Below are 4,605 nucleotides of genomic sequence, written 5' to 3'. Positions count from 1 at the left end.
GGTTGTTCCTGCCTCTATGTGATTTCGTACGGTTACGGGAAGGTGGGCGTGCGGGACTCCCACGCCGCCCACAGCTGCGCGTACCGGCCGCCGGCCAGGAGCAGCTCGTCGTGGCCGCCCTCCTCGGCGACCCGGCCGTCCTCGAGGACGACGACCCGGTCGGCGGACCTGGCCTGGGTGAGCCGGTGCGCGACCACGAGCGTGGTGCGGCCGGCGGTCGCGGCGAGCGCGGAGTCCTCCAGGTCGCGGGCGCCGTAGCTGCCGGCCTCCGCGGTGGCCTCGTCAAGGATCGCGACGGCCGGGTCGGCCAGGACCAGCCGGGCGAGCGCGATCTGCTGCGCGCGGGCGGCGGTCAGCTCGTGGCCGCCCTCACCGACGACGGTCCGCACCCCTTCGGGCAGCGCGCGGACCCAGTCGGCGGCGCCGACCGTCGCGAGGGCCGCGTCGATCTCGGCGTCGGTCGCGCCGGGCCGGGCGAGGCGCAGGTCCTCGATCAGCTCACCGGCGAAGACGTGCGTCTCCTGGGTGATGATGACGACCTGGGAGCGCAGCAGCTCCGGGCCCATGTGCGCGACCGGCATCCCGCCGACGCCCGCCGACCCGGCGGCCGGCTGGAGGATGCCGGCGGCGACGGCGGCGAGGGTCGACTTGCCGGCGCCGGTGGAGCCGACGAGCGCGACCCGCTGCCCAGCCTCGATGCGCAGGCTGACGCCGTGCAGGACCTCGGGGCCGCCGGGGTAGCCGAACCGGACGCCGGCCAGCTCCAGCGAACTGTCCGAGGGGGACTGTCCCTCGACGGTCGCCGGGCGCTCGTCGGGGATGGTGACGACCCCGACGAGCCGGGCCAGGCCGGCCCCGCCCGCCTGCAGCTCGTCAAACGTGTACAGCAGCATCGACACCGGGTTGAACAGCCGGTGGAACAGCACGGCCGCGGCCGCGGTCCCGCCGACGGTGACCGAGCCGTCCCGCACCAGCAGGAAGCCGGTGACGACGATGACGGTGAGCCCGGCGAACTCGGCCCGGTTGATCCGGCCGACGAAGCGGGTGAAGAGGCTGAACACGTTCACCGACACGTCGCGGGCGCGGGCGGAGGCGGCGTCGATCCCCCGCAGGTGCGGGGTTTCCAGGCGGTACGCGTGCACGGTCCGCAGCCCCTGCACGCTCTCCAGCAGCAGCTGGGACCGTTCGCCGACGGCGGCGCGTTCGACGGCGTAGCCGGGGCCGGAGCGCGGAAGGTACCAGCGCAGCGCCAGGACGTACAGGGGCGCGGTGACGAGCCCGGCGAGGCCGAGCCGCCAGTCGATGCCGGCCATCGCGGCGACGCTGAGTGCCGCGAGGAGCACCGAGGACGTCATCGTCGGCAGCACGTCTGTGACGGCCTTGTTGACCGCGGCGACGTCCGGGCCGACCCGCGACATGAGCTCGCCCTTGCCGATCCGTTCGAGGCGGGTCGCGGGCAGCGTGACGGCGCGGGCCACGACGTCCTCCCGCAGCGCGGCGAGGATCCGGCCGCCGAGCCGCGCGATGAGGTAGCTCGACAGGGCGGTGGTGACGCCGGCGACGATCGCGGCGGCGACGATGACGACCGTGATGCCGACGATGTCGGAGGCGGGCGCGCCGGCGCGGACCCGGTCGACGAGCACGCCGAGGGCGTAGACGGGGGTGACGCCGGCCGCGGCGGCGAGCAGGCCGACGGCGAACGCGCCGGCCGCTTCCCTCCACCGGGCCCGCAGCTCGCCGCGCAGCCAGCGCAGCGTCTCGCGCCGGTCGGCGATCGGAAGTTGGTTCACCGTAGTACCACCTTCCGGTAGTCGTCGTGGGTCGCGCCGAGTTCGGCGTGGCCGCCCTCGACCGACACCCTGCCGTCGTCGACGACGACGACCCGGTCGGTGACGGCGAGCATGGCGGGGCTGCTGGTGATGACGACGGTGGTGCTGCCCTGCCGGAGCGCGCGGACGGACCGCGCGATCGAGTGCTCGGTGACGGTGTCGACGGCGGTGGTCGGGTCGTGCAGCACGAGGATCGGCGGGCGGGCGAGGAGCGCGCGGGCGAGCGCGAGCCGCTGCCGCTGCCCGCCGGACAGGGTGGCGCCGCGCTCGGCGACGTGCCGTTGCATCCCGTCGGGGTGGCCGTCGACGACCTCGGCGGCGGCCGACGCCTCGAGCGCGGCCGCCAGCGCTGCCTGATCTCCTGCCTGGTCCGCTGCCCCGCCGTCCTCCAGCAGGGCGACGTTGGCCGCGACGGTGCCGGTGAACAGGTCCGTGTGGTGCGGCTCGACGAGCATGAGCGCCCGTGCGCCGGCCGGCTCCAGGTCGTGGAGGGCCACCCCGCCGAGCGTGACCGACCCTTCGAACTCGTCCGGGGGGACACCGCCGGCGAGCAGCCGGACGAGGGCCTCGCCGTCGGCGGAGCGGGGGGTCACCACGCCGACGAACTCGCCGGGGCGCACCGTCAGGTCGAGGCCTTCGAGGGTGCCGTGGCGCACCGCCGCCAGTACAAGATGCGGCTCTGCGACGGTCTTCTGCTCTGCCCCCGCCGGCAGGAGCAGGTCGGCACCCAGGACCAGGGCGCACCGGTCCGCGGAGGCGCGCGCCTCCGCGACCCAGCTCGGCACGATCGCGAGGAGCCCGATCGGCTCCAGGAGGAACTGGGCCAGGCCGATCACCATGATGAACTCGCCGACGCTGATCCGGCCGTCCAGGGCGAACCAGCCGGCGAGCACGGCGACCCCGCAGGCGAGCAGCGCGCTGCCCGCGGTGGAGAACGCCAGGTAGCGGCTCTGGGTGCCGGCGGCCCGCAGCGCGGCGCGCAGCGAGGCCTGGCTGACGTCGCGGTAGCGGCGGGCTGCGGCCCGCTCGGCGCCGAGCCCGCGCAGCGGACGGACCCCGCTGACCAGGTCGGTGGCGAGCGCCGTGGCCTTGCCGGCAAGCTCCTGCTGCTCGGTGACCCGCCGGGTGATGAGCGGGCCGGCGAACTGCATGCCGACGAGCACAACCGGCGTGCCGACCAGCACGACGAGGCCGAGCCGCCAGTCGACGGCGAGCAGCACGGCGGCGCTGACGGCGGTCGCGGTGATCGCGCCGGCGATGCGCGGCACGTAGTCCAGCAGGTAGGAGACGTTGTCGGCGTCGGTGCTGGACACCGTGAGCAGCTCACCGGCGCGCAGGTCGGTGCGCAGCCGGCGCGGGTGCACGATCCTCGCGGCCAGCTCGCCGCGCAGCAGGTACGCCTCGTTGGCGATGGCGAGCATCAGCTGGCGGGCGCCGAAGCGGTAGCACAGGTGCAGGCCGACGAAGAGCGCGGCGAGCGCCGCCACCCACAGCAGCAGCGCCGTGCCGTCGCCGGGTGCGACGGCACGGTCGATGCCGACGCCGATGAGGACCGGCACGGTCGCCTCGGCGAGCTGGTGCAGGCTGATGAGGCCGGTGCCGGCGGTGAGGCGGGCCCGGTTACGGGTGAGGGAGCGCCGCAGGATGCGGGATCCGGTCATCGGCGGCATCGTCAGACGGCCGCTGCGACGTCCTGCGCCATACTGTCCCGCAGGCTCTTCGGCCGCAGGTCGGTCCAGTGGCGGTCGACGTAGTCCACGCATTCCTGGCGGGAGGTCTGGCCGCTCTCGCCGAAGACTATCCGCCAGCCGGCCGGCACCGCGGCGAACGTCGGCCACAGCGAGTGCTGTTCCTCGTCGTTGACGAGCACGAAGAACGTGCCGTTCTCGTCGTCGAACGGGTTGCTGGACATGCTTGATGGTTCCCTTCTCACAAGGTCGGTTCAGAGCGTTGCGGTGGCCGCGTGCAGCGCGCCGGCGCGCGGGATGACCAGCGGCGTGCCGGTCTCCGGGTCGGGGATGATGCGGCACGGCAGGCCGAAGACGTCCTCGACGAGGCCGCCGGTCACGACCTCCCGCGGGTCGCCCTCGGCGACGACGACGCCCGCCTTCATCACCACGATGTGATCGGCGTAGCGGCAGGCGTGGTTGAGGTCGTGCAGGACCGCGACCATCGTGGTGCCCTGCTCCCGGTTGAGGCGCAGGCACAGCTCGAGCAGCTCGACCTGGTGCGCGATGTCCAGGAACGTCGTCGGCTCGTCGAGCAGCACGATCGGGGTCTGCTGGGCGAGGACCATCGCGACCCACACCCGCTGCCGCTGGCCGCCCGACAGCGTGTCGACCAGCTCCCCGGACAGTTCGGCGACGCCGGTCGCGGCCATCGCCGCGGCGACCGCGGCCTCGTCGTCGACCGACCACTGGCGCAGCAGCCGCTGGTGCGGGAACCGGCCGCGGGCGACGAGCTCGGCGACGGTGATGCCGTCGGGCGCCACGGACGACTGCGGCAGCAGCCCGAGCCGGCGGGCGACCTCCTTCGCCGGGTAGGCGTGGATCGCCCTGCCGTCCAGCAGGACCTGCCCCTTGGCCGGGGTGAGCAGCCGCGACAGCGCGCGCAGCAGCGTGGACTTGCCGCAGGCGTTGGGGCCGACGATCACGGTGAACCGGCCGTCGGGGACGGCGAGGTCCAGGTCCGTGCTGATCGTCCTGCGGTCGTAGCCGACGGTGATGCCGTCGGCGCGTAACCGGGTCATGCCGCCACCTCCGCTGCGCTCCGGCGC

The 4,605-nt window shown here is 74.3% G+C and carries 4 protein-coding genes; all 4 read right to left on the bottom strand.

The annotated features are described in order from the left end of the window. Window positions 1–32 precede the first annotated feature (32 nt). From ABZ321_RS43245 to ABZ321_RS43230, 4 genes are read right to left on the bottom strand one after another with little or no spacing between them, the layout of a single operon-like run. The gene (locus ABZ321_RS43245) at window positions 33–1,790 is read right to left on the bottom strand and encodes an ABC transporter ATP-binding protein (RefSeq protein WP_354901592.1); all 1,758 of its coding nucleotides are present in this window, start codon (window positions 1,788–1,790) and stop codon (window positions 33–35) included. Next, window positions 1,787–3,490: an ABC transporter ATP-binding protein gene (locus ABZ321_RS43240; RefSeq protein ID WP_354901590.1), complete on the bottom strand. Its 1,704-nt coding sequence runs from the start codon at window positions 3,488–3,490 to the stop codon at window positions 1,787–1,789. The genes ABZ321_RS43245 and ABZ321_RS43240 overlap by 4 nt, the downstream gene beginning before the upstream one ends. An 11-nt stretch (window positions 3,491–3,501) precedes the next feature. Next, on the bottom strand, window positions 3,502–3,741 hold the full coding sequence (locus ABZ321_RS43235; protein WP_344498877.1) for an MbtH family protein: 240 nt from the start codon (window positions 3,739–3,741) through the stop codon (window positions 3,502–3,504). A 30-nt stretch (window positions 3,742–3,771) separates the two neighbouring features. Then, entirely contained in the window at window positions 3,772–4,578 is an 807-nt protein-coding gene (locus ABZ321_RS43230) for an ABC transporter ATP-binding protein (RefSeq protein ID WP_354901588.1), read from the bottom strand. Window positions 4,579–4,605: the final 27 nt, after the last annotated feature.

The sequence above is a fragment of the Dactylosporangium sp. NPDC006015 genome (genome assembly GCF_040614215.1).
In the GTDB taxonomy this organism is placed as follows: Bacteria; Actinomycetota; Actinomycetes; order Mycobacteriales; family Micromonosporaceae; genus Dactylosporangium; species Dactylosporangium maewongense.
The sequence above is the reverse complement of the archived record's forward strand: the minus strand, read 5'-3'. Positions and strand labels throughout refer to the sequence as shown.